Raw genomic sequence first — 25,366 nt, 5'->3', positions numbered from 1 at the left:
CTACGACTTGACGTATTCCTTGACGGGAATATCTCCCCTGGTTTAACGTACGGACATGCAGGCGGCGGTATTCGGGGCACTTGCTGAACCCAGCAGACTGAGGATCGTCGAACTGCTCCGCACGGGGCCGCGTTCGGTCGGGGAGATCGCCGAAACCCTCGATATTCGCCAACCGCAGGTGAGCAAACACCTTCGGGTGCTTGGCGATTCGGGCATCGTCGTGGGCGAGGCCCTCGCCCGACACCGGATCTATCACCTTGAGGCCGCGCCGTTCGAGGAGATCGACGAATGGCTCGGTTCGTTTGCTCAGCTGTGGGAGACCCGACTGGATTCGCTGGGCGGATATCTCGAATCCATCGCCGAAAGTACGCCGACGACCACAACGGATGGGAAGCCATGATTCTGCAAATCTTCAAGAAGACCAAGAACCTCGACTTCGAACGGACCTACTCGGCGCCGATCGAGACGGTGTGGCGGGCGTGGACCGATCCGGAAATGCTCCGGCAGTGGTGGGGGCCGGAGAAGACCCTGGTGCCCGAATGCAGGATCGACCTTCGAGTCGGCGGCGAGGTATACATCGTGATGGAAGCCGGTGAGGCCATGGGCAAGTACCAGGGGACGCGCTGGCCGATGGCAGGCACCTTCACTCGGATCGAAGGCCCGTCGCGACTCACCTACGACGCCCGTTCATGGACCGAAGGCGAAGAGGAAGGGTCCACGATCCAGCACACCAACGACGTCCAGCTCACCGAACACGACGGCACGACGACCGTCGCCCTCCACGTGGCGATCACCAGCATCGGCCCCAAGGCCAAGATGGCGGCCTTCGGGATGAAGTGGGGTTACAAGGCCCAGCTGGAAAAGCTCGAACAACTGCTGTCGTCGGTCTGACCCGCTAACCGCCCGTCCTGCGCTTGTAGGCGTAGAGCGCGAACGGCGCGAACACCGCCGTGAGCGCCAGCGACCACAGGACGGTGGACAACACCGGATGGTGCAGCGGCAGTTGGGCACTCGCGGGTGCGGGCCCGCCGTTGCCCCACAGTTCACGCATGGCCTGGGCCAGCGAGGACACCGGGTTCCATTCGGCGATCACCCTGAGCCAGTGCGGCATCGGCTCGGTGGGCACGAAGGTGTTGGCCAGGAATGTCACCGGGAACAGTGCCGTGAACATCACGCCGTTGACGGCTTCCACCGTGCGCATCAGTGACCCGATCAGGATGCCGAACCAGATCATGCCGAAGCCGAACAGCAACAGCAGGGCAAAGGCCAGGATGGCCTCGCCGACGCCGTTGCGGATTCGCCAGCCGATGGCCAGCCCCGTCAAGGCCATCACGAGGACGCCCAGCGACGAGTGGATGACGCTGGCGATGCTGCGGCCGATCAGCACCGAGGAACGGGAGATCGGCAGCGACCGGAACCGGTCGATGATGCCCTTCTCGACGTCGGCGGTGATTCCCGATGCCACCACGAACGCCGAGAACACGATGGTCTGCGCCTGGATGCCGGGCAGCAGGAACTCCCGGTAGGAGGCACCGCCGGTGTTGGTGATCGACGCACCGAAGACGAAGGCGAACAGCAGCACGAACATGATCGGCTGGGCGGTCACGTCGCTGAGCATCTCGGGCATGCGCTTGGTGTGGATCATGTTGCGTTTGACCATGATCCAGGACTGCTGCGCGAGATTGGTGGGACGCGTGGGCACCGGCCGGGGCCGGACCGCGGCGTGCGCCTGGGTGTCCAGCGCGGTCATGCGCTGACCTCCTCACTGTCGTCGGTACGATGTCCGGTCAACGACAGGAACACGTCGTCGAGGCTGGGCCGGGACAGTCCGATGTCCTCGACGGTGATTCCGCTGTCGCGCAGCCACCCGGCCACCGTGATCATGTCGTCGAGCCCGTCGGCCGAGGCGGTGAGTCTGCGGGCGCCGGAGTCGACGAACACCTCGGTGCCGGTCCGGGACAGCAATTCCCGGGCAGGGTCGAGGTCGGCGGCCTCGGCGACGGTGACCACCAGGCTGGCCCGGCCGGCCTGCTGTTTGAGTTCCAGCGGTGATCCCTCGGCGATGATCCGCCCGCGATCGATCACCACGATGTTGTCGGCCAGTTGATCGGCCTCCTCCAGGTACTGGGTGGTGAGCAGCAACGTGGTGCCCTGGGCGACCAGCCCGCGCAACACCTCCCACAGCTCGCTGCGGCTGCGCGGATCCAGGCCCGTCGTCGGCTCGTCGAGGAACAGCACCGGCGGGGAGGCGAGCAGGCTCACCGCGAGGTCGAGCCGCCGGCGCATGCCGCCCGAGTAGGACTTGACGACCCGGTCGGCGGCATCGGCGAGTGAGAACTGGTGCAGCAGTTGGTCCCCGAGCGTGGCGAGGTCCTTCCGGCGGATGCCGTAGAGGCTCCCGATCATCCGGATGTTCTCGCGCCCGGTCAGCAGTTCGTCGACCGTCGCGACCTGACCGGTGAGCCCCATGTGACGGCGGACGTCGTCGGGCTGGGTCCGCACGTCGAAACCGGCCACCCGGGCGGTTCCGCTGGTGGGTTCGGTCAGCGTGGTCATCATGCGGACCGTGGTCGTCTTGCCGGCTCCGTTGGGGCCGAGCAGTCCCAGCACGGTTCCGGGCGGCACGGAGAAGCTGACACCGGCGACCGCGGTCTCGTCGCCGAACCTCTTCACCAGGTCGACCGCTTCGATCGCAGGAGGGGAGGGCATGGTTCGACGCTACGGGCGACCCCCGACATCAGCCAGTCATTTACCGCCGGGCTGCGTGCGGGACTCAGTAGATGACGTCGTGGACGCGGTCGACATAGAAGGTGTTCGGGTCGGTGCCCGGCGCCGCGGGGCGCGGTCCGCCCGTCACGACCACCCAGCCGCCCGGGCGGGGGTACACCTGCTCGAACCACACACTCTGCTGCTGACCGGTGCCGTACCAGGTGACCCAGCCTGCGGTGCCGCGCTGCGGATACTCCTGCGCCGACGTCACCTGGCCGAGCCGGAACCGGGGGTCGGCGCTGCAGATCTGCACGGCCTGCGCCCAGCGGCCCTGCGCGCTGCCCTTGGACGGGCGCCGCGCCAGCGCGAGGATGAACCAGACGACGAGCCCGATGACGAGCGCGCCACCGATGAGCTGGCCGATGACCTCCCCGATGTCGCGGGCAGGGCTGCCGTTCATGTCCCCCCTTTCGCGCGCCGCGAGCGAGAAATACCGCTGTCTGCCGCGCGTCGGCGTGCAGACACGCGCGCTCGCGGTGCATGGTGCCGGCAGGTGTGCGGTGCCGGCAGGTGCACGGTGCCGGCAGGTGCATGGTGCCGGCGGGTTTTAGGTGACCAGAGAGACCGAGGTCGACCGGCGCAGCTTGCCCGACGAGGTCTTCGGGATGCTGCCGGGGCCGAGGACGACGACGTTGCGGGGGCGCACGTCGACTTCGGCGACCACCTCGTGGGCCACCTGGTGCTCGATGCGGCGTACCTCGACCGGGTCCTGCCAGGCGTTGGACTCGACGGCCACCGCGAACGTCTCGCGGGAGTGCCCGGCGTCCAGGCGGACCGCGACGGCGCATCCGGGTCGCACGCCTTCGACGCGGCCGGCGGCCCGTTCGATGTCGGTCGGGTAGATGTTGCGGCCCGCCATGATGATGACGTCCTTGACGCGGCCGCAGACGACGACGTTGCCCTCCTCGGTGATGTAGCCGAGGTCGCCGGTGTCGTACCAGCCGTGCTCGTCCTGGGCCGGGATGAACCCGCCCATGGTCATGTAGCCCGGCGTCACGCATTCGCCACGCAGCTCGATGACGCCGACGCCGCGCGGCGGCATCACGTTGCCGTGGTCGTCGATGACGCGGGCCTCGAGGTCGGTGAGCAGCGGACCGAGCTCGGCGAGGCGCTTGGTGTGCCCCTTCGTCGCGGGGACCGCCCGGCGCAACGCGGCCAGCAGGTCCGCGTCGACCTCGTCGACGGTCAGGCCCGCGCCGCACGGCGAGAAGGACACCGCCAGCGTGGTCTCGGCCATGCCGTAGGCCGGCAGGATCGCGCCCGGATCGAGACCGAACGGCTTTCCGGCGTCCAGCAGGTCCTCGACGTCGGCCGGTTCCACGGGCTCGGCGCCCGACAGGGCGAAGCGCAGCGTGGACAGGTCGAACTCGCCGGGCTTGGCCTGACGGCGCAGGCGCTTGGCGAACAACGCGTAGGCGAAGTTCGGCGCCGCGGTCATGGTGCCCTTGTACTTGTCGATGAGCTTCGCCCACAGCAGGGTGTCCCGCAGGAAGTCCATCGGCGTGACCTTGACCAGCTCGGCGCCGAAGTACATCGGGATGGTCAGGAAGCCGACCATTCCCATGTCGTGGAAGCAGGGCAGCCAGCTGACCATGACGTCCTTGTCGACGTCGTACTGCGCGCCGATGAACATCGCCTCGGCGTTGGAATAGATGTTGCGGTGGGTGATCTGCACGGCCTTCGGCGATCCGGTGGACCCGCTCGTCAGCTGCATCAGCGCCAGATCGTCCTCGTCGACCTCGATCGGGTCGATGGGGTCGGACTCCAGCAGTCCGGTCACCGTCAGGACCTTGATGCCCTTCTCCTCCAGCACCGGAACGGCGACCAGGAAGGGCTCGGAGACGATGACGGCCTTGGCCTCGATCATCCCGATGACGTTCATGGTGTCCTCGGCCCACACCACCAGGTCGGTCCGGGGCGTCGGCTGGTGCAGCATCGTCAGGCTGGCACCGCGCATCCACAGACCCTGGGCCGTCGGCGCGATCTCGACCGGGAAACCGGCCAGCACGCCGACGGCGTCACCGTGGCCGACCCCGGCGGCCGCCAGGCCACCGGCGATGCGCCGGGCGCGCTCGTGGACTTCGCCCCAGGTGTGGCGGACCGGCTCGTAAGGCTCGCCGGTCACCATCCCGCGACTGCTCGTCCGGGCATTCAGGTACATCTTCTCGGTGAATCTGCTCACCACGACCTCCTCGCCGACATTTGCCCCGGTACACATGCCCGTTTGCCATGCTCCGCCTGTTGAGAGGCCTTGTCGTGGAGGCGCGCACACAGTTGGGGAGCGGTTGTGTCTCGAATCGGTGATGACCCACGAGCGGGGGTGAAGGCGACACCCATACGAGTTCGCGGCCCGCCGGCGACGCCGGTGGGGGAACTCGATGCGTTCACTACTCGACCGCTAGCTCTCACCGTCGCTCATCTTAAGCAACTCTTAAGTAACTGCCAAACGCGCGCGCCGATTGAGGCGTGCGTCACACCTGTTTGTGATCGGGACTTTATCGGTCAGCGGGCGGTCGAGGGCGCCGGCACGACCCGCGCGCCCTGAACCGGGCCGCTCGCCACGCGCACCGTCCGGCACACCCCCGCACCGGCCAGCTCGGTGCCGATGTCGACTGCGGCGCCGGCAGAGGTGCACAGGAAAGCGCAGGTCGGACCCGATCCCGACACCACCCCCGCCAACGCGCCCGCCTCGACGCCGGCGCGCAGCGTGCGGCGCAACGCCGGGTCCAGGCTCAGCGCGGCGGGCTGCAGGTCGTTGCCCAGCAGGGGCGCCAGCTGCGCGGGATCGCCCGAAGCCAGCGCAGTCAGCAGCGGTTCCGGCGATTCGAGCCGCGGCGGCAGCGCGCGGTCCTCTTCGGCACGCAGGCGGTCGATCTCCCCGAACACCGTCGCGGTGGAGAGCCCGCCCGTCGCGAACGCGAGGACCCAGTGGAACGTGTTGCGGGTCAGCACGGTCGCCAGTTCCTCGCCGCGGCCGGTGCCGAGGGCGGTTCCGCCGTGGAGCGCGAACGGGACGTCGCTGCCCAGCTGGGCCGCCATGGCGTGCAGATCGCGGCGGGGCAGACCGAGCTCCCAGAGGGAGTTCATGGCCACCAGGACCCCGGCGGCGTCCGCGCTGCCGCCGGCCATGCCGCCGGCGACCGGGATGGTCTTCTCGATCGATATCGCGACATCGGCGGCGCGACCGACGTGCTCCCCCAGCAGTTCGGCGGCGCGCCACGCCAGATTGCGCTGGTCCACGGGAAGCGACTCGGCGCCTTCGCCCGACATCTCCAGCGACAGAGTGTCCGCCGTGCGCACCGTGACCTCGTCGAGCAGGGAGACGGCGTGGAAGACGGTGGTCAACTCGTGGTAGCCGTCGTCACGACGGTCCCCGACGTCGAGGTACAAGTTGACCTTCCCGGGCACCCGAACCGTGACCGAGCCAGTCGCCACCCATTCGGAAGCCGTATTACCGTCGCGCGCGGACACCCGACCGACATTAACTTCCGCAGCGCCGCCCGGCGAACCGCAGACGTGCCGCGCACCGTCCCCCGCCTATCGGGCGCCTGACACCGACGTTGAGACGCGGTCGATCGAATGTCGCCTCAGGACAACATCATCGGCGGTATCGGCACCGGCCGATCGCGGCGCACAGCACGACAACTCCACACAGACGACGAACGGCCCCGGCGCGGTCGCCGGAGCCGTTCTCGTGACGCTGTGGGTGCGGTGGCTACGGAGCCGGCACCTGCGAGTCGTCGGACACCGCAGACTCGTCGGACACCGCGGATTCGTCGGCGGCCTCGGCTTCCTGCTTCGGCACCACGTGCCAGTCGGCGTTGCGCTGCAGCAGGGTGACGAACTGTTTGATCGTCAGGGTCTCCCCACGCAGGGAGGGGGTGATGCTCGCGGCCAGCAGACGGCTCGCCGCCTCGTTCCCGGAACCAGCCCACTCGGCGAAGGCATTGCGGACGGTCTTGCGGCGCTGCGCGAAGGCCGTGTCGATGAGGTGGAAGACCTGCTCGCGGAACTCGGGATCGGTGGGCCACTGCGGGGTCTCGTACCGGTCGATGCGCACCAGCCCGGAGTAGACCCGCGGGATGGGCCAGAACACCGTCGGCGACACCATGCCGTAGCGGCGGACGTTGCCGAAGAAGCGGACCTTCACGCTGGGCACGCCGTAGTCCTTGCCGCCGGGCTCGGCGGCGAGACGCTCGGCGACCTCGGCCTGGACCATCACCATCACGGTGCGGATCGACGGGAACTCGGCCAGCAGATGGAGCAGCGCGGGTACGGCCACGTTGTAGGGCAGGTTCGCCACCAGCGCGGTCGGCATGTCCTCCATGTCCGACGGCTTGAACGTCAGGATGTCGCGGTTGAGCACCGTGAGGCGGTTGACCTCGCTGTGCGAATGTGCGGCGACCGTGGTGTGCAGCTGGCCGGCCAGCACCGGATCGATCTCCACCGCGGTCACGCGCGCGCCCTTGTCCAGCAGGGCCAGGGTCAGCGAGCCCAGCCCGGGGCCGACCTCGAGGACGTGGTCGTTTCGGTTCACGCCGGACGCGGACACGATGCGGCGCACCGTGTTGGCGTCGTGCACGAAATTCTGACCGAACGACTTCCTGGGCCTGAAGTCAATTGACTTAGCCAGGTGCCGAATTTCAGTTCGCCCGAGCAGTCGTATTGTCACGACGCACCGATCCTCCCACTACAGGTCGGCCACGCCCCCCAACCTTGGCGCGCCCGAGTTACCTCAGCAATCGCGATCTGCTCTTCCTTTGTTGCCAGATCCGCTCGCTGAGCATACCTCAGACCCCCGTTGCGCTCCCAGGTGTTTTGATCAAATTGGACGCCACCAAAATAGCCATTGCCCGTATTGATGGCCCAATTACCTCCGGCTTCGCAGCGAGCCAGGGCATCCCAAGCGCCCGCGTTGGTCACCGGAGGCACCTCGGTGCCCGGTTTTGCGCCCACTCTCAGCACACCGTCGCGCGCAGGAGTGACCACGACATTGGCTACTGGCAACCTTCCCGTTTCCACTCCGTTAATTTTCGCTACAGCGAAAGTGACGTCCTGAACACCGGGATTTCCCGGATTCTCCACGATCTGGCGACTCATGTTCAGGGTCACATCGTCGATGCGCTGGTTGTGCGGCGCGAGCGGCAGACGCTCGGTCACCTTCTCGATCCGGATCCGCGTGACTTTGACGGTCATTCCCTCTGCAAGGGGTGTCGAAGGTGCTGGAAACACCGAGTCGCTTTGCTGAAGTGGCGCACCCGCGGCCTGCAGGAGACCGGCGACATTCGGCGCCGCCAGCCGCACCGAGCGCAGCACGCCGCCGTCGTCTATTTGCACGTTTTTGGGGCTGACCACCGGAAGTTCCATACCGTCGAGCGGAAGTCGACTGCCGCGCGACGCCGCAACGGGCGCGCGGTCGGTCATCTGCAGCTGGGCGAGGGCCTCGTCGACGGTCGATGCCGTCGTCCAGACCTGCTCGGCGCCTCCTCCGTCGGTGGAGATCTCCAGCGGCCGGCTCCGGCGCAACACGATCGTGTCGGCCTGGTGCACCGGGGAGTCCGCGGCCGGGAAGAGGTCGTCGCGTTCCCCGACCTCGAAGCCGTTCTCGGTGACGACGTCGATCACCCGCGACTGCATCGTGGGCACCGTGACCGACGCGCCGTCGACCGTGAGGGTGACGGTCTTGTGCGCCGCGACCGCGGTCGCACCGGCGAACGTCAACGCCAGCAAAGTCAACGCGACGACAAGCCGCAGCAGGGGCGAACGGGTCTGATGAAGTTTTGTCAAAGCATTCACAATGTCGTCTATCCCGACTTTGCCTGGCGCGGGCAGCAGCAAGGGTGGGGGGTGGCCACCGCGCGATTTATCACGAGACGGTAACGAATCGGTCTAGCTCCAGCAACCCGCCAGACCGTAGACCTTCGCCGCCGTCGCGGAACTCTCCTCGGCGAGCTCTTCCGCGGGCCGGCCGAGCAGGTCGGCCAGCGCTCGGACAGTGTATGGCAGGCAATAGGGCTCATTCGGCGCGCCGCGGAACGGGTGCGGGGTCAAGAACGGCGCGTCCGTCTCGACCAGAAGCTGTCCCGGCGGAATCAACCGCGCAGCTTCCTGCAGGTCGTGGGCGTTCTTGAAGCTGACCGTCCCGGACAGGCTGAGCAGCCACCCCTCGTCCAGGCAGGTGCGCGCCATGGCGGCGCCCGATGAGAAACAGTGGAAGATCACAGTCTCGGGAGCCCCCTCGGCCCGCAACACGTCGAGGACCTCGGCGTCGGCGTCGCGGTTGTGGATCATCAGCGGCTTACCCGTCCGTTTGGCCAGGTCGATGTGCCACGCGAAGGCCTCCCGCTGCTCGGCGGGCTCGGCGCACCCCTCCAGGCGTCCGGGCCAGTACATGTCCATCCCGGTCTCTCCGATGGCGACCACCCTCGGATGCCGGGCCAGTCGCTCGACCACCGTCCGGGCCTCGGCCGTCAACGCGTTCGCCCGGGTCGGGTGCAACGCGACCGCGGCGTAGACCCGGGAATCCCAGTCGGCGGCCTCGGCCGCCCACCGCGCCGCCTCCAGATCGTCGGCGATCGTGACCACGGCCTGCACACCGGCCTCGCCGGCCCGGTCGAGGATGGCGCGCACGTCGTCGGCGTCGCGGGCGCCGCATGCGTCGAGGTGGGTGTGGGCGTCGACCAACCGGCCGAGGGGCTCCGGGATCGGCGGCGGCTCGCGTCGCTGCTTGGTGGCGCTCACCCGACACACTCTAGGGTTGACGCTGAAATGAGCCAGCCCTACTACATCACGACAGCGATCGCCTACCCCAACGGCGATCCCCACGTCGGACACGCATACGAATACATCGCCACCGACGCGATCGCTCGGTTCAAGAGGTTGGACGGCTTCGACGTCCGGTATCTGACCGGAACCGATGTGCACGGGCTCAAGATGGCCGAGACGGCCGCCAAGCTCGGCATCCCCACCGCCGAGCTGGCGCGGGCGAATTCGGATGTGTTCGAGCGCCTGCAGGAGAAGCTCAACATCTCCTTCGACCGCTTCATCCGGACCAGCGATGCCGACCACTACGAGGCGTCCAAGGCGATCTGGAACCGGATGGTCGACGCCGGGGACGTGTACCTCGACAAGTACTCGGGCTGGTACTCGGTGCGCGACGAGCGGTTCTTCACCGAAGGCGAGACCAGCGTCGGCGACGACGGCGTTCGCGTGGCCACCGAGACGGGGACGCCCGTGACGTGGACCGAGGAGGAGACGTACTTCTTCAAGCTGTCCGCCTACACGGACCGGCTGCTGGCTCTCTACGCCGAGCAGCCCGGGTTCATCGAGCCCGAGGTGCGCCGCAATGAGATCGTCAGCTTCGTCTCGGGCGGGCTGCGCGACCTGTCGATCTCACGGACGACGTTCGACTGGGGCGTCCCGGTGCCCGGCCATCCCGATCACGTGATGTACGTGTGGGTCGACGCGCTGACGAACTACCTGACCGGCGTCGGGTTCCCCGACACCGAGTCCGAGGCGTTCCAGCGGTACTGGCCTGCGGACCTGCACATGATCGGCAAGGACATCATCCGGTTCCACACCGTGTACTGGCCGGCGTTCCTGATGTCGGCGGGCATCGCACTGCCGAAGAAGGTGTTCGCCCACGGTTTCCTGTTCAACCGCGGCGAGAAGATGAGCAAGTCGGTCGGCAACGTGGTGGACCCCAACGACCTCGTCGACACGTTCGGCGTCGACCAGTTGCGCTACTTCCTGCTGCGCGAGGTGCCGTTCGGCCAGGACGGGAGCTACAGCGAGGACGGCATCATCGGCCGGATCAACGCCGACCTCGCCAACGAGTACGGCAACCTGGCCCAGCGGTCGCTGTCGATGGTCGCGAAGAACCTCGACGGCGTCGTCCCGCAGCCCGGGGAGTTCACCGCCGAGGATTCCGAGATGCTCGCTGCGGCCGACGCCCTGCTGGACCGGGTGCGAGGTCACTACGACGCCACGGCGATGCACCTCGCACTCGAGGCGATCTGGTCGGTGCTCGGCGCGGCGAACCGGTACTTCTCGGCGCAGGAGCCGTGGGTGCTGCGTAAGAGCGATCCGGACCGTTTCGCGACCGTGCTCTACACGACGTTGGAGGTCGTGCGCATCACCACGCTGCTCAGCCAGCCGGTCATGCCCACCGCGACCGCGACACTGCTCGACCTGCTCGGCCAGCCGGTGGACGACCGCACGTTCGCCGCCGTCGGCACCCGGCTCGTCCCGGGTACCGCGCTGCCGGCGCCCTCGGGCGTCTTCCCCCGCTATCAGACGGAGTGATGTGACCGATCTGCACAACTCGTTGCACGCGATCTACGACGAGGTCTCCCGGCGCAACCCAGGCGAAGTCGAGTTCCACCAGGCGGTGTACGAAGTGCTGGACAGCCTGGGCCCCGTCGTCGACAAGCATCCCGACTACGTCGATTCGGCGGTGATCCGCCGGTTGTGCGAACCCGAGCGGCAGATCATCTTCCGCGTGCCGTGGGTCGACGACGCCGGAGCGGTCCAGATCAACCGGGGCTTCCGGGTGGAGTTCAACTCGGCGCTCGGACCGTTCAAGGGCGGGTTGCGGTTTCACCCGTCCGTCTACCTCGGCATCGTGAAGTTCCTCGGATTCGAGCAGATCTTCAAGAACGCCCTCACCGGCCTGCCCATCGGCGGAGGCAAAGGGGGCTCGGACTTCGACCCCAAAGGCCGCAGCGACGGCGAGGTCATGCGGTTCTGCCAGTCGTTCATGACCGAGCTGTACCGCCACATCGGCGAGTACACGGACGTACCCGCCGGCGACACCGGCGTCGGCACCCGCGAGATCGGGTACCTGTTCGGCCAGTACAAGCGCATCACCAACCGCTACGAATCCGGCGCGCTCACCGGTAAGGGGCTGACGTGGGGCGGGGCGCAGGTCCGCACCGAAGCCACCGGATACGGCACGGTGTTCTTCGTCGACGAGATCCTGCGATCGAACGGACAGTCCTTCGACGGCAAGCGTGTCGTGGTCTCCGGATCCGGCAACGTCGCGACCTATGCCATTGACAAGATCCATCAGCTCGGCGGGACGGTGCTGGCCTGCTCGGACTCCGGTGGGTACGTGGTCGACGAGCGCGGCATCGACCTCGACCTCCTCAAGGAGATCAAAGAGATCCGGCGCGGCCGGATCGCCGAATATGCCGAGGCCCGCCCGGAGACGGCGCGATTCGTCGGCGACGGCAGCGTGTGGGATGTCGAGTGCGATGTCGCCCTGCCCTGCGCGACGCAGAACGAGCTCGACTACGACGCGGCGCTGAGGCTGACGAAATCCGGTTGCCGGGTCGTCGCCGAGGGCGCCAACATGCCGTGCACACCGCAGGCGGTGAAACTGTTCGCCGAATCCGGCGTCATCTTCGCCCCCGGCAAGGCCGCCAACGCCGGCGGAGTCGCCACCAGCGCCCTGGAGATGCAGCAGAACGCCTCCCGCGACTCGTGGTCGTTCGACGACACCGAACAGCGTCTCGCCGCGATCATGCGGCGCATCCACGAGCGTTGCATCGCCACCGCCGACGAGTACGACCGGCCCGGCAACTACGTGGTCGGCGCCAACATCGCCGGCTTCACACGGGTCGCCGACGCGATGCTCGCACTCGGCGTGGTCTAGTGATCTAGGTCACTTCTTCGGCGGAGGTGTCACACCCGGTCGGCGGCCGGTGTCTTGAGGACAGCCCGACTCGAAGCGGAGTCGACCTCACGAAGGAGTGAAGAATGACCACTGTCCTGGTGATCGGAGGCGGATACGCCGGGGTCATGGCAGCCAACCGACTGAAGTCACGTGACGATCTGTCGGTGCAGCTGATCAACCCCCGGCCGCAGTTCGTCGAACGGATCCGTCTTCACCAACTGGCCGCCGACAGCGACCCGAACAGCACGATGGCCGTCGCGGACTTCGGCGCGGTGCTCAACGACGGGGTGCGCCTGGTGGTCGACAGCGCCGAACGGATCGACCCCGCCGCCCGCCGGGTCACGCTGGGCTCCGGGGGCGTCCTGGACTACGACTATCTGGTGTATGCGGTCGGCAGCACCGGCGCGATCCCTGACGCAGTGCCGGGTGCAGCCGAATTCGCCTATCCCCTCAGCGAATTGGAGCAGGCGAAGCGACTGCGGGCCCGGCTGGCCGACGTGCCGACACAGGCCCCGATCGTGGTCGTCGGCGGCGGCCTGACCGGCATCGAGGCCGCGGCGGAGTTCGCCGAGGCCGGGCGCCGCGTGACGCTGGTCAGCAGCATCGTCGGGCCGTCGCTGAGCGCACCCGGACGGCGCTCGGTCACCAAGAGGCTCGGCAAGCTGGGGGTCACGACCGTGGCCGCGACCGTCGCGTCGGTCACCGCCGACGCGGTGGTCCTGACCGATGGGCGCACCCTGCCCAGCGCGGTCACGGTGTGGACGGCCGGGTTCGGCGTGCCGGGCCTGGCCGCAGCGAGCGGGCTGACCACCGACGCCATGGGACGCGTCGTCACCGACGAGACGCTGACCAGTGTCGATGACGACCGCATCGTCGCCGCCGGGGATGCGGCGGCGCCGTCGGGACTTCCGTACCGGATGAGCTGCCAAGCTGGGCTGCCGCTCGGCGCCCAGGCCGCCAACACGGTGCTGGCGCGGATCGCCGGCGGCGAAGCAGCGGTCGCGACGGTGCCGATGTCGGGCCAGTGCATCAGCCTGGGGCGTGACGCCGGCACAGTGCAGCTGCAGCGCAAGGACGACACTCCGCTCAACCTCTACCTCGGCGGGCGGACCGGCGCGTTCGTCAAGGAGCAGGTGTGCCGGTACACGGTGAAGTGGCTGGCCGGCGAGGCCAGGAAGCCGGGTTCCTACAAGTCCCTCAAGGGTCCCGACCGCTCGGAACTGATCGCGGCCGCCAAGGCGGTGCCGGTCCGGTGACGCGCGCGCCGGGTGACGAACACGCCGAACGGTTCACTGCGCTGCGTCCACTCCTGTTCACGATTGCCTACGAAATCCTGGGCAGTGCCACGGAATCCGACGACGTGCTGCAGGAGAGCTATCTGCGTTGGGCCGATGTCGACCTGTCCACGGTCGCGGACACCAAGGCGTATCTGGCACAGCTCGTCACCCGGCAGGCCCTCAACACCTTGCGGGCGCAGTCGCGGCGCCGCGAGGACTACGTCGGCCCCTGGCTGCCCGAACCGCTTCTGACGGAGGCGGATCCGTCGGCCGACGTGGTGCTCGCGGAATCGGTGTCGATGGCGATGCTCGTCGTGCTGGAGACCCTGAGCCCCGACGAACGCGCCGTGTTCGTGCTGCGCGAGGTGTTCGGGTTCGGTCATGACGAGATCGCGGCTACGCTCGGCAAGTCCACGGCGGCCGTCCGCCAGATGGCCCACCGCGCACGCGAACACGTGCAGTCCCGCCGCAGGAGGTTCGAGCCGGTCGACCCCAAACTCTCGTCGGAGATCACCCTGCGGTTCTTCACCGCAGCGGCCACCGGCGATCTCGACGGGTTGATGGCGATGCTGGCGCCCGACGTGGTGTGGACCGCAGACAGCGACGGCAAGGTCAGCGCGGCACGCCGACCCGTCGAGGGCGCCGACCGCGTGGCGCGGCTGATCCTGGGGTTCATCCGGCTCGCCGGAGACCAGGGCCGGGTCGAACAGGCGATCTACAACAGCGCACCGGCCATGGTCCTCTACCTCGGCGACCATCTGGAAGGGGTCGTCACCTTCGAGGTGGTCGACGGCAGGATCACCAACTTCTATGCCATGCGCAATCCGGAGAAGCTGGCGGGCGTGATGGTGCCCCGCCGCATCGGCCGATAATGGTGCGGTGCGCATCGAGCGGCTCGGCGACCTGGGCGACGCCCCGTCGGTGCTGCGCGCGCTGGCCGCGGCGGCGCACCGGCTGGAGCTCGCGCCGCCCGCCGCACTGATCGGCGACTGGTTCGGGTCCAGGGCTGTGATCGCACCGTCGCTCGTGGCGGATCCGGTGGCAACGTCCGACGTGTTCGACGTGCCTCCCGGCGACCGCTGCGACGGCCCGGTGGGCGGTGGCTGGTTCGGCTACCTGTCCTATCCGGACCCCGGCGCCGACGGCCTGGGCCCCCGCGTCCCGGAGGCCGCCGGGGGCTGGTCCGACACCGTGCTGCGGTGTGCTGACGACGGCACCTGGTGGCACGAAAGCCTCAGCGGCGCAACGTTGTCCGACTGGGTGACGGATGCGCTGCGGGCGCCGCGACCGCGGTCTGTGGCCGTCGTCGGCTGGGCCGGCGCCGACCGTGACGCACACCGGCGGGGGGTGCTGGACTGCCTGGACGCGATCGCTGCGGGTGAGGTCTACCAGGCCTGCGTCTGCACGCAGTTCACGGGCGCGCTCGACGGAGAGCCGGTGGATTTCTTCGCCGAGGCGGCCGCGAGGACGGAGCCGGCGCGTGCGGCGTTCATGGCCGGCCCCTGGGGCGCGGTGGCCTCGCTGTCCCCGGAACTATTCCTGCGCCGGTGTGGCGAGGACGTCACCTCCAGCCCCATCAAGGGCACTCTCCCCCGCTCCGCCGACCCGGCCGAATTGCGCGCCTCGGTCAAGGACGTCGCGGAGAACATCATGATCGTCGACCTGGTGCGCAACGATCTCGGGCGGGTGGCCCGCACCGGGTCGGTGACCGTGCCTCAACTGCTGGCGATCCGTCCCGCGCCCGGGGTGTGGCACCTGGTGTCCACCGTGGCTGCGCGGGTCCCGACGACTCTGCCCACGGCCTCGCTGCTGGACGCTACGTTCCCGCCCGCGTCCGTGACCGGCACGCCGAAGGGCCGGGCGCGCGACCTGCTGACCGGATGGGAGCCGCATCGCCGCGGAATCTACTGCGGGACAGTGGGTCTGGCATCGCCCGTGGCCGGATGCGAGTTGAACGTCGCGATTCGCACGGTGGAGTTCGGCCCCGGCGGGGCCGCGGTACTGGGCGTCGGCGGGGGCATCACGGCCGATTCGGATCCGGACCGAGAGTGGGACGAGTGCCTGCACAAGGCTGCCCCGATCGTCGGTTCACTCGCGGGCGCGCAGGACCGCGTCGTAGAGCTCACGCCGCGACGGTGACCCCGGATTCGTCGAGATCACTTGTGCGCAGGCGTCTTTGACGCGCATCCCGTCCTCGACGAGACGGTTCACCTCGGCGACCAACGCGTCCGGATCCGCGGACGGCGTCGCGCCCGCAAGCACCACGGTGATCTCCCCGAGCACGCCGTCGGTCGCCCATTCCGCGAGTTCGCCGAGGGTTCCCCGGACGATCTCCTCGTGGGTCTTGGTGAGCTCCCGGCACACCACGGCCCGCCGGGCGGGACCCAGCACCTCGACGGCGTCGCGCAGACAGTCGCCGAGCCGCCGGGGCGACTCGAAGAACACACAGGTGCGCGTTTCGGACGCCAGCGACCCCAGCCACGAGGCGCGTGCCGACTGCTTGCGGGGGGCGAACCCCTCGAAGCAGAACCGTTCTGAGGGCAGCCCCGCGACGGCCAGCGCGGTGGTGACCGCCGACGGTCCGGGCAGGCAGTGCACCGGAAGGTCGTTCTCCACGCACGCGGTGACGAGCCGGTACCCGGGGTCGCTGATGAGGGGCATGCCGGCGTCGCTGACCAGCAGCACCGTCGCGCCGCTGCGGATGTCGTCGAGGAGCGACGGCACCCGCGAGGCCTCGTTCTGGTCGAACAGGCTCACGATGCGGCCCGCCGGCTTCACCTCCAGGGCGGTGGCCAGCGTGCGCACCCGGCGGGTGTCCTCGGCGGCGATGACGTCGGCGCTGCCCAGCGCACGCACCAGCCGCGCCGACGCATCCGACGGCTGGCCGAGCGGGGTGGCACCTACGAGCAGTCGACCGGCCGTCATGCCAGACAGCCTACGATCGCAGACGTGACGGCCCCGCCAGACGAGCTGACCAGGAGCGGACGCGCGGTCCCTGTCATCAGCCCGGCCCCGGTGGTGCCGCTGGCCGATTTCGGTCCGCTCGACAGGCTGCAGGGCTGGGCGATGACCGCGGTGATCACCGCGCTCGCCGCGATCTCGCGGTTCCTCAACCTCGGCTCACCGACCGATGCGGGCACCCCGATCTTCGACGAGAAGCACTACGCACCGCAGGCCTGGCAGATGGTGCACAACAACGGCGTCGAGGACAACCCCGGCTACGGGCTGGTGGTGCACCCGCCGGTCGGCAAACAGCTGATCGCAATCGGCGAGGCGCTCTTCGGCTACACCGGGCTGGGCTGGCGGTTCTCGGGTGCGGTCTGCGGTGTGGTGCTCGTCCTGCTCGTCGCCCGCATCGCGCGCCGCGTCAGCCGGTCCACGATCGTCGGCGGCATCGCGGGGCTGCTGCTGATCGCCGACGGCGTCAGCTTCGTCACCGCGCGCACGGCGCTGCTCGACGGCTTCCTGACGGTGTTCGTCGTCGCGGCATTCGGCTGCCTGATCGTCGACCGCGACCAGATCAGGGAACGCATGCACGCCGCGTTCCTGGAGGGCCGGATCGCCGAGACGCCGTGGGGTCCACGTCTGGGCGTGCGGTGGTGGCGGTTCGGCGCCGGCGTGCTGCTCGGTCTGGCGTGCGCGACGAAATGGTCGGGTCTGTACTTCGTGCTGTTCTTCGGGGTGATGACGGTCGCCTTCGACGTCGCCGCGCGCAAGCAGTACCGGGTGCCGCGGCCGTGGCTCGGGACGTTCCGCCGCGACGTCGGCCCGTCGCTGTACGCGCTGGTGATCATCCCGTTCGGGGTGTACCTGGCGTCCTACACGCCGTGGTTCGCCTCCGAGACGGGCGTGAACCGCCACGAGGTGGGGCGGTCGATCGGGCCCGACAGCGTCCTGCCGATCCCCGACGCGTTGCGGTCCCTGTGGCACTACACCTATGCGGCCTACCGCTTCCACTCCGGTCTGACCAACGCCGACGGCAACCACCACCCGTGGGAGTCCAAGCCGTGGACGTGGCCGATGTCGCTGCGGCCGGTGCTGTACGCCATCGACACCGAGAACGTGTCGGGCTGCGGCGCGCAGTCGTGCGTCAAGGCGGTGATGCTGGTCGGGACCCCGACGATGTGGTTCCTCGCGGTGCCCGTGCTGGCGTGGGCGGTGTGGCGGGCGTTCGTGAAGCGGGACTGGCGGTATGCAGTGCTGCTGGTGGGCTACTGCGCGGGTTTCCTGCCGTGGTTCGCCGACATCGACCGGCAGATGTACTTCTTCTACGCCTCGACGATGGCGCCGTTCCTGGTGATGATCATCGCGATGATCCTGGGCGACATCCTGCACAAACCCGGCCAGAACGCCGAGCGCCGGACGCTGGGCCTGCTGGTCGTGTGCATCTATGTGGCGCTGGTGATCACGAACTTCGCCTGGCTCTACCCGATCCTCACCGGCCTGCCGATCTCACAGCAGACGTGGAACATGCAGATCTGGCTGCCGTCCTGGCGCTAGAGCCGCCCTGCTTCTCGCCGAACTGCTTTTCGCCGAACTGAGATTCCCGGTCGCTGAATCGCGGTTATCCACAGCCCTGGCGCCAGGTTCGGCGTAGGCCCGCTGAAGTGGGTGACGATCGATGCGTGCGACCCGTCATTCTCGGCAGCCAGGCGATCAAGACCGGCGAGCTCACCCGCGGTCAACTGCGGTGGCGCTACGAGCCGATGTTTCCCGACGTCCACATCCGCCGGGACGTGCCCCGGACGCTGCGGGCCAGGACCGTCGGCGCGTGGCTGTGGTCGCGGGAGCGTGGTGTGATCACCGGTCGAGCCGCCGCGGCGATCCACGGTGCGAAGTGGATTCCCGACGACGTCCCCATCGACCTGATCTGGAAGAGCTATGACGTCCCCGACGGCATCATCGCCCGCGACGACCACTTCCTCTACGACGACGTGGTCGAAGTAGACGACATGCCCGTCGCGACCATTCAGCGATGCGCCTACGACCTGGGCCGCCATCTGCGCCGCGACGCGGCGGTGATCTGCCTCGACTCCCTCGCCCGCGCCACCGGACTCCGGGCCGAACACGTCGCCCCGGTGATCGCGAGATACAAGGGCGCCCGCCACATCCGACGCCTGCGCACGGCGATCGACCTCATGGACGGCGGCGCGCAGTCGCCGAAGGAGACGATGCTGCGACTGCTGATGATCGATGCCGGATTCCCGCGTCCCGCCACGCAGATCCCGGTGTACGACGGCAGCCGCGAGCCGTTCGCCTACCTCGACATGGGCTGGGAGGACGCGCTCATCGCGGTCGAATACGACGGCGATCAGCACCGGACCGACCGTGACCAGTACGTGTGGGACGAGCGGCGACTCCGGCGTCTGCGCGATTGCGGCTACCTGCACGTCAAGGTGATCGCCGAGGATAGGCCGCATGACGTGATCGAACGCGTCCGGCGGGCGTGGACTGAGCGCGGGCTCGCACGCGAGCCGGGCGCCATGGTCGTGTGAGGGGCCGCGACCACGACCGGGAATCTCAGTTCGGCGGAAGTCAGAGGGGGTCGCGGCCGGCGGGGCAGGACATGCAGCGGGGCCCGCCGCGGCCAGTGCCCAGCTCCGAGGCCGAGATCGGCAACACCTCGATGCCCGAATCCGCCAAGCGCGCATTGGTTTCGGTGTTCCGCTCGTAGGCCACCACCACACCGGGGGCGAGCGCGAGCGTGTTGTTGCCGTCGTCCCACTGCTCGCGTTCGGCGGTGACGGGGTCCAGTCCGGTGTCGATGACACGCAGCTTGCCGATACCCATCGCGTCGGCGGCCGCGTCGACGAAGGGTGCGGCCCGCCCGATCGACACACCGCCGGACTCGCGACGGATCGTGAACGCGGTCAACGAATCCTGAATGTTCGGGTACATCACCACGGCATCGGTGTCGACCATCGTGCACACGGTGTCCAGATGCATCTGCGCACGCTCCTGCGCGATCGGCACCGCCAGCACCGTGTGGGCCAGATCGTCGTCGAACAGGCTGCGCGCCAACGCTTCCGCGCCTGCAGGTGTCGTCCGCTCCCCCACTCCCACCGCCACCACACCCGGGGCGAGGAGCAGGACGTCGCCACCCTCGATCGGCGCCGACCGCGATTCGTAGGCCCGGCGCACCCCCAGGAAGCGCGGATGGTGGGCGTAGATCAGGTCCGTCAACGAGGTCTCGCGCACGCGGGCGTGCATCGACAGCGACGTGATCGCCACCCGCGGCCCGATCCAGAACGACGAGTCGCGGGTGAACAGCAGATTCGGCAGCGGGTCGATGACGAAGTCGCCGCCGTGGTGCATGCGACGGACCAGGGAGAGCTCGTTCTCGCCGAACGGAAGCTCGTCGAACGTCATGCCGGCCATCAGGATCCGGGCCAGCGACGGGGCGTCCAGGGTACGCAGATAGGCCGAGAGCTCCTGGGCCAGCGGCACGCCCAGTCGCCGCGAATCCACGGCCGCCGAGATCCCGTGCATACGGGCCGCGCCGCTCTTGGCCAGCGCCTCGGTCAGCAGATCGCCCAGCAGCAGCACCTCGACGCCGCGGGAGCGCAGAAGGTCAGCGAACGCGTCGTGTTCCTGCTGCGCCCTGGCCACCCACGGCAGCCCGTCGAAGAGCAGCGTGTCGTTGTTGCGCGGTGTGAGGCGCTGCAGCTCCGGCCCCGGCCGGTGCAGGATGACCACCCGCAGCCGGCCCACCTCTGAGTTGCATCCCAGCGCCGCATCCATCACGCCTAGCACCGTAACCCCCTCCGCCACCTCAACTAGGGTTGAGGTCATGGAGTGGCCGCAGGAATTGACGCCGGGCGAGATGGCGGTGCGCAGCGGGGTCGCGGTGTCCGCGCTGCACTTCTACGAACGCGAGGGCCTCATCACCAGTCGCCGTACGGGCGGCAACCAACGGCGGTATTCGCGCGAGACGCTGCGCCGCGTCGCCTTCATCCGGATGTCTCAGCGCCTCGGCATCCCGCTGGCACGCATCCGCGAGGCCCTGGCCACGCTGCCCTCCGACCGCGTGCCGACCAGCAAGGACTGGGCCCGTCTGTCAGCCGGCTGGCGCGACGACCTCGACCAGCGGATCCTGCACTTGCAGCGCCTGCGCGACAACCTCACCGGCTGCATCGGCTGCGGATGCCTGAGCCTGAAGGTGTGCGCCCTGGCCAACCCGGGCGACGTCCTGGCCGAGGAAGGACCCGGCGCGGTTCGGCTCTGAGATTTCGAACGCGTGTGCGATAGACTGCGCACCATGGAGCAGGCTTTGCAGAGCTCACTCTTCGAGCAGTCCGACCGGCGCGACCTCGGCAACGGCGCCTGGCTCGAAGTGCGTTCCGGGTGGCTGTCCCAGGACGACACCCCCGACGACACCCTCTTCGCAGAACTCCGCGATCAGATCCCGTGGCGCGCCGAGAGACGCCAGATGTACGACCGTGTGCTCGACGTGCCGCGGCTGGTCAGCTTTCACAACCTGGTCGCGGACACGGTCCCGCACCCGCGGCTCAAACAACTCCGCCGGCGGCTCAACGACACCTATGCCGGCGAGCTCGGCGAACCGTTCGTCACCGCGGGACTGTGCCTGTACCGCGACGGAGACGACAGTGTCGCCTGGCATGGCGACAACATCGGCCGCAGCAGCACCGAGGACACGATGGTGGCGATCGTCGGTCTCGGTGCGACAAGGGTTTTCGCGCTGCGACCGCGCGGCGGGGGCCCGTCACTGCGGCTTCGGCACTGCCACGGCGACCTGCTGGTGATGGGCGGCTCCTGCCAGCGCACGTGGGAGCACTCGGTCCCCAAGACCACGCGGCCGACCGGACCCCGCATCAGCATCCAGTTCCGGCCGCACGACGTCCGCTAGCCCCGGACGAGGTCGACCGCTTGGGTGACGAGTTCGCGGGCCCGTCCGGTGTCGATCTGGGCGATCGGGCGGTCCGCGACGACGAGCGGGTTGGCCGTGACGATGACGATGAAGTTGCCGAAGTTCGCGACGTAGTTGTAGAGCTCGCCGGTGCGGGGACCTTCGGCGGTCACCGTCTGCAGCACCCGGTGCGTTCCCACCGTGTGCACCCCGTCGATCTGCGGCGCCTCCACCACCTCGACGAGGCCCCGGACCCCGGCCCCGGCGAAGGTGACCTTGCCGCACTGGTCACTCGGGGTGTTGAGCGGGACCGCCTCCGACGTCTCGACGGCGATGACGATGTAACGCACGCCGTCACCCTCGGCGGTGGTCGCCGCCATGTTGCCCTTCACACCTTCGGGAACGGTGTTGGACTCCGCGGCCTTCCCGCAGTCTGCGGGGTCGAACGTGAGGCCGGGAGGCAACTTCTGGGCCGTGAGCACCGTGGGATCGATCGCCGCGGGACCGACGGTGTTCACGGTGAACGGCGGCGCGAAGCTGGATTTCACCTCGGCCACCCGGGCGATGTCGGCCCGGGAGTAATCCTCCGGTGCCGCGCTACACGCCGCCGACAGCCCGACCATCGCCGCCGTGGTGATCGCCAGATGTTTCGGGGGGTTCGACATCGCCGCCAATGTACCGGTGCCGCAGCGTTCAGCCCCGCAACGTCGAGACGGTTTCGGTGAGCAGATCCGAGGCGAACGCGGGCGCGAGGGCCGGCTGAGGCGAGCCCGGGTCGGTCACGACCGCGACGAAGCAGACAAAGTCGTCGAGGTGGGCGACGAATGTGTCCGCGTGTGACCGTGTTTCGGTGCCGCCCTCGACGGTGGTGACGGCCGATGTGCGCATCCCGGTCGTGGTGGCGGCCCGGATGTCGGGCCCGGCGAGGGTGTCCACGGTGCCCGACGTCTGCCCCGAGGTCACCGTCCACCGCGCGCACGCCGCGTCGATCGCGGGGTCGGGCGCGGGTGTCGGCGCGGCCCGGGCCACGACGGCGAAGACGATGCCGCCGGGCCCGGAGGCCGACCACCCCCGCGCGGTCGCGGGATCGGTGGGCGGCGCCCCGAGCGCGGCGCACTGCGGCGGATCCGACACCGGCACCTCGCGGAAGCCCCAGGTGGCGAACGGCGTCGGCGCTCCGGTGTAGCCGGTGACTTCGTAGCCGCCGGGAAGCGCGTCGCGGGCCCGGTCGATCCGGGCGGGGTTGATCGTCAGGTTGACCGGCTCCGGGGCGGTCGGGGCCGGTGCGGGTTCCGGCGCCTCCGCGCACGCGACGCAGACCAGCGCCAACCCGCACGCGGCGATGAGCCTCACGCGCTGTTGATATCACGCAGGGAGGCCCGGCGGCCTCAGGCTGCGTCCGCCGCGTCGTCCCCGGGTTCACCCGACACCCCGTCGGCAGGACCGCCGAGGGAAGCATCCGGAGCGTCCCCCTCAGACGCCTCCGACGTAGAGGTCTCCGCCGGCTCGTCGACGTCCGGAAGCTGCTCGCCCGCACCGCCGTCGGCGGGGTCTGCGGGTTCGGTCCCCGGCACGGCCGTCTCGTCGACGGACACGTCGGCCGCCTCGTCCTGGGGGGCACCACGGTCAGGCGCCGCGGCCTCGGTGCCCTCGGCGACGGAACTCGAAACTCGTTCGCTCTCAGTGTTTTCCGTGTCAACCTCGGAATCGTCTGCGGGCAGTCCGGGCCTGCCCACCCCGAATGTGCCCGGCGCGGCGGTCCCGAGCACGCGGCCCAACCCGAAGCCTTCGGTCAGGTTGTCCACCGCGACCGGCAGCGACGCAAGGAGCCGGGCCGCCATGCCGACGACATCTCCGAACGGACGCCAGCTGGCCCGGGTGGGGACACCGGGGCCGACGTCGCGGTCGTAGGCGTCCTCGATGATCACCCGCAGCGGGGCGTCGAACGCCTTCAGGATGGGCTTGGGGACGAAGAACTGGAACGGTTGCAGCAAGGGGACGAGATCGGTCTGGATCAGGTAGTAGCGGGTGTCGCCCTCGCGTCCCTGGAAATGGGCCTCCGACAACGGGACATCGACCGTCTCGCCGTGCATCATGCCGTAGCCGAGGAGCGCGTTGAGGGTGGCGACCAGGTTGAGCGGGCGGACCGGGAAGTCACCGCCGAGGCCGTCGTACTGCCGGACGATGTCGACGGTCTGATAGACGCCGTCCGGGCTGTCGGTGGGACTGGCGCCCGGGAACGGGATGCCCAGGATCGGGATGGTCGGCCAGCCGCGGAACCGCATCAGGATGCCGCCGTTGGGCCGCATCGGGTTTGCGCTCAGCACGAACGACACGGCCGGCGAGTTTGGGCCGTGGTGGGCGATCAGTTCGCGCTTCAGCAGAGACGCGATCGCCGCGCTCTGCGAATACCCGAACACTCGCAGGGTGTCGCCGGGTTGCGGCGCGACCGAGCCGACCGCGGCCTGCACGCCGGGGTCGTCGTTGAACACACATCCGGATTGTGCGGCGACGCATCTCCCGAGGTTCGCCAGCCCCTCGGCGAGCGACTTCTCGAAGGTGAGCCGCCCGAGCGGGAAAAACTCCTCGGGCGTGTACACCGCCACCGCGTTGGTCACCGCCCCCGACTCGGCGCCGAACGCCGGATCGAGGTGACCGGTCACAGCGTTGTCGAGGTAGGCGGTGACGAACTGCGGCGAATCCGTCGGGCCCAGCAGCGGATGGAATGTGCCGCCCATGACGAGCGCGGTCGTGTTGGCGGCCAGCGCGAGCACTCCGGGCGGCAGCAGCCATGCCAGAGACAGCGCCACCACGCCGGTGAGCACGGAGAAGACCGAGATGAGCGGGCGAAGCATCCATGCCATGTCCCGACCCCCAACGTGTCATGCCGGTACAGGCAACATGTACCACCGGCGCGGCGCGCCCGGGCGGTTTCGGCAAACATCGAGGAAGACTGCGGGGCCCCTCGGTGTCGGCGCGGGCGCGAGGAACCGGAATTGTCGGCCTCCGCTCGATATGCTGCGCTGCGATCCGGCTTCGGCCGACGGACAGGAGATGACATGACCATCGCCAGGCGGGCAGGGTTCGCCGCGACCGCAGTCGCACTCGGAATCGGATTGGCGGCCTGCGGGTCGGACACGGCCGGCGAAGCGACCAAGGCCGACGACACCTCGCAGACGGCGCCGGAGTCGTCGGCGACCTCCAGCCCCGCAGAGTCGGCGCCGCCGCCCGCGTCCACGCCGCCGGCGCAGGACCCCGGCATGACCATCGAGCAGTACGCCGAACAGAACGGCATCACCGTGGCGCCCGTGCTGCCGGGCGATCCCGGAGCACCGACGATCACGCTGCCGCGGCCGTCCGGCTGGGAGGCCGCCGGTGACCGGGCGCCCGAAGGCGCGTTCGACGCGATCGTCTACACCGGCGAGCCCCCGTCGCCCACCCCTCCCATGATCGTCGCGCGGGTGGTGAAACTGACCGGCAACGTGGACCAGGCCAAGGTGCTGGAGTACGCGCCCGCCGAGACCCGCAGCCTTCCCGGCTACGAGGGTGCGCCCACCGGCAAGAAGAGCACCCTCGGCGGATATGAGGCCACCCAGATCGGCGGCTTCTACACCAGGGACGGGGTCACGTGGTTGATCGCGCAGAAGACCGCGGTGGTGCCCATCCAGGACGGGGTGTTCGTGGTCAAGGTGACCGCCGAGGGCACCGAAGATCTGGCGATGCCGTTGATGGACGCCACGTCGGCGATCGACGAGCAGGCGACGATCACGCCCTGAG

At 68.9% G+C, this 25,366-nt stretch carries 25 protein-coding genes; 12 read left to right on the top strand and 13 right to left on the bottom strand.

Annotated features, from left to right (window positions below; all coding sequences use genetic code 11):
• Positions 1 to 55: 55 nt before the first annotated feature.
• A complete protein-coding gene (locus FHR72_RS12415; RefSeq protein WP_183468257.1) occupies positions 56 to 400 on the top strand; it encodes an ArsR/SmtB family transcription factor in 345 nt (114 codons plus the stop codon).
• Positions 397 to 891 (top strand): SRPBCC family protein, encoded by a 495-nt coding sequence (locus FHR72_RS12410; RefSeq protein WP_183468256.1) that lies wholly within the window; start codon positions 397 to 399, stop codon positions 889 to 891. Before FHR72_RS12415 ends, FHR72_RS12410 begins: the two co-directional genes overlap by 4 nt.
• A gap of 4 nt (positions 892 to 895) precedes the next feature.
• Here FHR72_RS12410 and FHR72_RS12405 read toward each other — a convergent pair whose 3' ends face one another.
• The 8 genes from FHR72_RS12405 to FHR72_RS12370 form a co-directional block, all read right to left on the bottom strand.
• Positions 896 to 1,750 carry an ABC transporter permease gene (locus FHR72_RS12405; RefSeq protein WP_183468255.1) on the bottom strand — a complete coding sequence of 285 codons (855 nt, stop codon included), beginning with the start codon at positions 1,748 to 1,750 and terminating at the stop codon, positions 896 to 898.
• A complete protein-coding gene (locus tag FHR72_RS12400) occupies positions 1,747 to 2,709 on the bottom strand; it encodes an efflux ABC transporter ATPase subunit, DrrA-related (protein ID WP_183468254.1) in 963 nt (320 codons plus the stop codon). Before FHR72_RS12400 ends, FHR72_RS12405 begins: the two co-directional genes overlap by 4 nt.
• 64 nt (positions 2,710 to 2,773) lie before the next feature.
• Complete coding sequence (locus FHR72_RS12395; protein ID WP_183468253.1) at positions 2,774 to 3,169, bottom strand: hypothetical protein; 396 nt, start codon at positions 3,167 to 3,169, stop codon at positions 2,774 to 2,776.
• Between the two features lie 147 nt (positions 3,170 to 3,316).
• Positions 3,317 to 4,951 (bottom strand): fatty acyl-AMP ligase, encoded by a 1,635-nt coding sequence (locus FHR72_RS12390; RefSeq protein ID WP_183468252.1) that lies wholly within the window; start codon positions 4,949 to 4,951, stop codon positions 3,317 to 3,319.
• Positions 4,952 to 5,271: 320 nt separating this feature from the next.
• Complete coding sequence (locus FHR72_RS12385; RefSeq protein ID WP_183468251.1) at positions 5,272 to 6,240, bottom strand: 4-(cytidine 5'-diphospho)-2-C-methyl-D-erythritol kinase; 969 nt, start codon at positions 6,238 to 6,240, stop codon at positions 5,272 to 5,274.
• A 244-nt stretch (positions 6,241 to 6,484) separates the two neighbouring features.
• On the bottom strand, positions 6,485 to 7,441 hold the full coding sequence (gene rsmA / locus FHR72_RS12380; RefSeq protein WP_183468250.1) for a 16S rRNA (adenine(1518)-N(6)/adenine(1519)-N(6))-dimethyltransferase RsmA: 957 nt from the start codon (positions 7,439 to 7,441) through the stop codon (positions 6,485 to 6,487).
• Positions 7,438 to 8,565 (bottom strand): resuscitation-promoting factor, encoded by a 1,128-nt coding sequence (locus tag FHR72_RS12375; RefSeq protein ID WP_311736133.1) that lies wholly within the window; start codon positions 8,563 to 8,565, stop codon positions 7,438 to 7,440. Before FHR72_RS12375 ends, rsmA begins: the two co-directional genes overlap by 4 nt.
• A gap of 93 nt (positions 8,566 to 8,658) precedes the next feature.
• Positions 8,659 to 9,510 carry a TatD family hydrolase gene (locus FHR72_RS12370; protein WP_183468249.1) on the bottom strand — a complete coding sequence of 284 codons (852 nt, stop codon included), beginning with the start codon at positions 9,508 to 9,510 and terminating at the stop codon, positions 8,659 to 8,661.
• Between the two features lie 27 nt (positions 9,511 to 9,537).
• Here FHR72_RS12370 and metG point away from each other — a divergent pair, with 27 nt between their 5' ends.
• The 5 genes from metG (at position 9,538) to FHR72_RS12345 (ending at position 15,861) form a co-directional block, all read left to right on the top strand.
• Complete coding sequence (gene metG / locus FHR72_RS12365; protein WP_183468248.1) at positions 9,538 to 11,073, top strand: methionine--tRNA ligase; 1,536 nt, start codon at positions 9,538 to 9,540, stop codon at positions 11,071 to 11,073.
• A gap of 1 nt (position 11,074) precedes the next feature.
• Positions 11,075 to 12,424: an NADP-specific glutamate dehydrogenase gene (gene gdhA / locus FHR72_RS12360; protein ID WP_183468247.1), complete on the top strand. Its 1,350-nt coding sequence runs from the start codon at positions 11,075 to 11,077 to the stop codon at positions 12,422 to 12,424.
• A 104-nt stretch (positions 12,425 to 12,528) separates the two neighbouring features.
• Positions 12,529 to 13,701, top strand: a complete 1,173-nt coding sequence (locus FHR72_RS12355) for an NAD(P)/FAD-dependent oxidoreductase (protein WP_183468246.1) — start codon at positions 12,529 to 12,531, stop codon at positions 13,699 to 13,701.
• Positions 13,698 to 14,594, top strand: coding sequence for an RNA polymerase sigma-70 factor (locus FHR72_RS12350; RefSeq protein WP_183468245.1), 897 nt, complete (start codon positions 13,698 to 13,700; stop codon positions 14,592 to 14,594). Before FHR72_RS12355 ends, FHR72_RS12350 begins: the two co-directional genes overlap by 4 nt.
• Before the next feature lie 7 nt (positions 14,595 to 14,601).
• Positions 14,602 to 15,861: an aminodeoxychorismate synthase component I gene (locus tag FHR72_RS12345; RefSeq protein ID WP_183468244.1), complete on the top strand. Its 1,260-nt coding sequence runs from the start codon at positions 14,602 to 14,604 to the stop codon at positions 15,859 to 15,861.
• Here FHR72_RS12345 and rsmI read toward each other — a convergent pair.
• Positions 15,811 to 16,647, bottom strand: a complete 837-nt coding sequence (gene rsmI / locus FHR72_RS12340) for a 16S rRNA (cytidine(1402)-2'-O)-methyltransferase (protein WP_183468243.1) — start codon at positions 16,645 to 16,647, stop codon at positions 15,811 to 15,813. The two genes, FHR72_RS12345 and rsmI, sit on opposite strands and share 51 nt — an antisense overlap.
• Before the next feature lie 24 nt (positions 16,648 to 16,671).
• On the opposite strand from rsmI, the gene FHR72_RS12335 reads away from it, so the two are divergent.
• Positions 16,672 to 18,222 (top strand): dolichyl-phosphate-mannose--protein mannosyltransferase, encoded by a 1,551-nt coding sequence (locus FHR72_RS12335; protein ID WP_183468242.1) that lies wholly within the window; start codon positions 16,672 to 16,674, stop codon positions 18,220 to 18,222.
• Positions 18,223 to 18,347: 125 nt separating this feature from the next.
• A complete protein-coding gene (locus FHR72_RS12330; RefSeq protein ID WP_183468241.1) occupies positions 18,348 to 19,217 on the top strand; it encodes a putative endonuclease domain-containing protein in 870 nt (289 codons plus the stop codon).
• 40 nt (positions 19,218 to 19,257) lie between these two features.
• Here FHR72_RS12330 and arcA read toward each other — a convergent pair whose 3' ends face one another.
• Positions 19,258 to 20,466, bottom strand: coding sequence for an arginine deiminase (arcA, locus tag FHR72_RS12325; RefSeq protein WP_183468240.1), 1,209 nt, complete (start codon positions 20,464 to 20,466; stop codon positions 19,258 to 19,260).
• A gap of 46 nt (positions 20,467 to 20,512) precedes the next feature.
• Between arcA and soxR the strand changes: the two genes are divergently transcribed.
• Both soxR and FHR72_RS12315 read left to right on the top strand, forming a co-directional pair.
• Positions 20,513 to 20,947: a redox-sensitive transcriptional activator SoxR gene (gene soxR, locus FHR72_RS12320; protein ID WP_183468239.1), complete on the top strand. Its 435-nt coding sequence runs from the start codon at positions 20,513 to 20,515 to the stop codon at positions 20,945 to 20,947.
• Between the two features lie 33 nt (positions 20,948 to 20,980).
• A complete protein-coding gene (locus FHR72_RS12315; protein WP_183468238.1) occupies positions 20,981 to 21,589 on the top strand; it encodes an alpha-ketoglutarate-dependent dioxygenase AlkB in 609 nt (202 codons plus the stop codon).
• Here the strand turns inward: FHR72_RS12315 and FHR72_RS12310 are convergent.
• From FHR72_RS12310 to FHR72_RS12300, 3 genes are read right to left on the bottom strand one after another with little or no spacing between them, the layout of a single operon-like run.
• Positions 21,586 to 22,254, bottom strand: coding sequence for a DUF5642 family protein (locus FHR72_RS12310; RefSeq protein WP_183468237.1), 669 nt, complete (start codon positions 22,252 to 22,254; stop codon positions 21,586 to 21,588). The genes FHR72_RS12315 and FHR72_RS12310 overlap by 4 nt on opposite strands.
• 28 nt (positions 22,255 to 22,282) lie before the next feature.
• The gene (locus FHR72_RS12305; protein ID WP_183468236.1) at positions 22,283 to 22,942 is read right to left on the bottom strand and encodes a DUF5642 family protein; all 660 of its coding nucleotides are present in this window, start codon (positions 22,940 to 22,942) and stop codon (positions 22,283 to 22,285) included.
• A gap of 35 nt (positions 22,943 to 22,977) precedes the next feature.
• Complete coding sequence (locus FHR72_RS12300) at positions 22,978 to 24,453, bottom strand: PE-PPE domain-containing protein (protein ID WP_183468235.1); 1,476 nt, start codon at positions 24,451 to 24,453, stop codon at positions 22,978 to 22,980.
• Between the two features lie 195 nt (positions 24,454 to 24,648).
• Here FHR72_RS12300 and FHR72_RS12295 point away from each other — a divergent pair, with 195 nt between their 5' ends.
• Positions 24,649 to 25,365 (top strand): LpqN/LpqT family lipoprotein, encoded by a 717-nt coding sequence (locus tag FHR72_RS12295; RefSeq protein WP_183468234.1) that lies wholly within the window; start codon positions 24,649 to 24,651, stop codon positions 25,363 to 25,365.
• Position 25,366 lies beyond the last annotated feature (1 nt).

It is taken from the genome of Mycolicibacterium iranicum (assembly GCF_014190915.1).
Classification (GTDB): Bacteria; Actinomycetota; Actinomycetes; order Mycobacteriales; family Mycobacteriaceae; genus Mycobacterium; species Mycobacterium iranicum_B.
Note: the sequence above shows the minus strand (reverse complement) of the source record. Positions and strands in the feature narration are given on the sequence as shown.

Bases quoted from the DNA above. Each gene is read 5' to 3' on its own strand.
- FHR72_RS12415 (WP_183468257.1), top strand. From the start codon at position 56: ATGCAGGCGGCGGTATTCGGGGCACTTGCTGAACCCAGCAGACTGAGG.
- FHR72_RS12410 (WP_183468256.1), top strand. From the start codon at position 397: ATGATTCTGCAAATCTTCAAGAAGACCAAGAACCTCGACTTCGAACGG.
- FHR72_RS12405 (WP_183468255.1), bottom strand. From the start codon at position 1,750: ATGACCGCGCTGGACACCCAGGCGCACGCCGCGGTCCGGCCCCGGCCG.
- FHR72_RS12400 (WP_183468254.1), bottom strand. From the start codon at position 2,709: ATGCCCTCCCCTCCTGCGATCGAAGCGGTCGACCTGGTGAAGAGGTTC.
- FHR72_RS12395 (WP_183468253.1), bottom strand. From the start codon at position 3,169: ATGAACGGCAGCCCTGCCCGCGACATCGGGGAGGTCATCGGCCAGCTC.
- metG (WP_183468248.1), top strand. From the start codon at position 9,538: ATGAGCCAGCCCTACTACATCACGACAGCGATCGCCTACCCCAACGGC.
- FHR72_RS12355 (WP_183468246.1), top strand. From the start codon at position 12,529: ATGACCACTGTCCTGGTGATCGGAGGCGGATACGCCGGGGTCATGGCA.
- rsmI (WP_183468243.1), bottom strand. From the start codon at position 16,647: ATGACGGCCGGTCGACTGCTCGTAGGTGCCACCCCGCTCGGCCAGCCG.
- soxR (WP_183468239.1), top strand. From the start codon at position 20,513: ATGGAGTGGCCGCAGGAATTGACGCCGGGCGAGATGGCGGTGCGCAGC.
- FHR72_RS12315 (WP_183468238.1), top strand. From the start codon at position 20,981: ATGGAGCAGGCTTTGCAGAGCTCACTCTTCGAGCAGTCCGACCGGCGC.
- FHR72_RS12310 (WP_183468237.1), bottom strand. From the start codon at position 22,254: ATGTCGAACCCCCCGAAACATCTGGCGATCACCACGGCGGCGATGGTC.
- FHR72_RS12300 (WP_183468235.1), bottom strand. From the start codon at position 24,453: ATGGCATGGATGCTTCGCCCGCTCATCTCGGTCTTCTCCGTGCTCACC.
- FHR72_RS12295 (WP_183468234.1), top strand. From the start codon at position 24,649: ATGACCATCGCCAGGCGGGCAGGGTTCGCCGCGACCGCAGTCGCACTC.